This window comes from Burkholderia sp. SIMBA_062 (assembly GCF_046534765.1).
Lineage (GTDB): Bacteria > Pseudomonadota > Gammaproteobacteria > Burkholderiales > Burkholderiaceae > Burkholderia > Burkholderia ambifaria.
In genome coordinates, this window is sequence record NZ_JAWRYD010000474.1 from 1 (window position 1) to 249 (window position 249).

Genomic DNA, 249 nt, shown 5'->3' on the forward strand with positions numbered 1-249 from the left:
GTTAGTAAAGATAGTGCTAAAGCTAAGTACTATCTGGAAGAATCAGCTGAGAGTGGCTATATTCGCTCACAAAAATTATTAGCAAAAGCATATTGGGGGCAAGACTTACAAGGTTTATATGTAAAAAATATTGATAAGGCAGTTTATTGGTTTAAAGAAAGTGCTAATCAGGGAGATAGTGAATCTGCGCTAATTCTCTCTAGGTTGTATTTGAATGACGAAGAAGTTGACAAGGACTTAGATGAGTCT

The 249-nt window shown here is 35.3% G+C and carries 1 protein-coding gene; it reads left to right on the plus strand.

Annotated features, from left to right (window positions below):
- Positions 1–249: tetratricopeptide repeat protein (locus SB786_RS37120; protein WP_410731698.1), on the plus strand; the 249-nt coding region annotated here is incomplete at both ends.